This window comes from Brevibacillus borstelensis (genome assembly GCF_037834415.1).
Taxonomy (GTDB): domain Bacteria; phylum Bacillota; class Bacilli; order Brevibacillales; family Brevibacillaceae; genus Brevibacillus; species Brevibacillus borstelensis_A.
In genome coordinates this window covers 1-1,169 of sequence record NZ_JAUMSJ010000096.1, presented here as the reverse complement: position 1 = coordinate 1,169, position 1,169 = coordinate 1, and the positions used below count along the sequence as shown (strand labels likewise).

The 1,169-nt window shown below is 35.8% G+C and carries 2 protein-coding genes; one reads left to right on the top strand and one right to left on the bottom strand.

What is annotated here, in order from left to right; all coding sequences use genetic code 11:
* Positions 1-109 (top strand): IS3 family transposase (locus tag Q3F21_RS27110; RefSeq protein WP_340259698.1); only part of this gene is annotated, 109 nt, incomplete at its 5' end.
* A gap of 153 nt (positions 110-262) precedes the next feature.
* Here Q3F21_RS27110 and Q3F21_RS27105 read toward each other — a convergent pair.
* A complete protein-coding gene (locus tag Q3F21_RS27105; protein ID WP_340259696.1) occupies positions 263-796 on the bottom strand; it encodes a DUF4367 domain-containing protein in 534 nt (177 codons plus the stop codon).
* Between the last annotated feature and the right edge of the window lie 373 nt (positions 797-1,169).

The following is a 1,169-nucleotide window of genomic DNA, read 5'->3' as shown; positions in this document are numbered from 1 at the left end:
AATCGTTGTACAGATTGTTCAAGACTACATTCATTACTATAACTCAATTCGCATTCAAACGAAACTAAACAACCAGTCGCCGATTGAATTTCGGCAACTGGCTGCTTAATTGGCTAAGGTGTTTTGATCCCTGTCCTACGGACGGGGGTCAGTCCCCTATCTGACCATACCCTTGTAAAGGATTTTTTTATGCCCCAACTTCATAAACACCGAATCTTTTGTGTATTCCGATTACATTAATGCAACACTAGTGATAAATATGTTATTTCATTGAATTAGCAATTTTTATCATCTCGTCTTTTGATAAAGATGAACTATTCAATTCGATAAACGTACCATTTTGAACCCACAGTAATCCACCAATAGGTACTTTTTTTTGGTTAATTGTAGGACCTCCCCATTCAGAAAAATATCCAAGATTTCCATTGATCATCACTTTTGTTCCGTGAGGGAGTTCTACCGATTCATTTGGATAAGCTTTACTTTGACCAATCCCAATCATTAGATTTTCGTTGTTTTCATCCAGATAATGCAATCTAATTTTTTTTATTTTGTCAGTAACACCTTGGGGATATGTTTTTATTTCCAGCCCCCATTTTTGTGACGCATTTTCCGGTAAGAGAATTTGGAAATCAACTTTTTTCCGAATTTGCCTAAGTTCTCTTTCTGCATCATTCTGACTTTCTGAGACCCCAGTAGCATTTATTCTGACGTCTGAGAAAAAAATTGAGGTTATCATGAAACATAGAGCCATTAAAAGTTTGGTAAGGTAACTACCGCAGATATGAATTTTCATAGAAACATACCTCACAAATTAGTGTATTGGCTTTTTGATACTGTTTAGTATTGGTAAATCAAATGAACAATATTCCAATCGTACACAATAGATTTTAATTTTCTTGTACCAAGGCTATCACCAAAATGAACCCCGCAATTGAACTGAATGAAGTACACTGATTTCAGGTTGATATGATCGACAACGCCTTTGACAACCAAACTGACAACGCACATAAGTAAATGTGGTATAGATCAAATCATCAAAGTAAAAAAGAACCGCAGACAAATGCGGTTCATACAGAGGAATGTACTTAAACGAGTTTCTTCTATTAAATTGGAAGTGTAAATGAGCTGGCCGGAATCCCTTGTATAAAGGATTCCGGCCTGTTTTA

What these genes read in the sequence shown, in the direction of transcription:
- Q3F21_RS27105 (WP_340259696.1), bottom strand. Translation starts at nt 796, where the DNA reads ATGAAAATTCATATCTGCGGTAGTTACCTTACCAAACTTTTAATGGCT.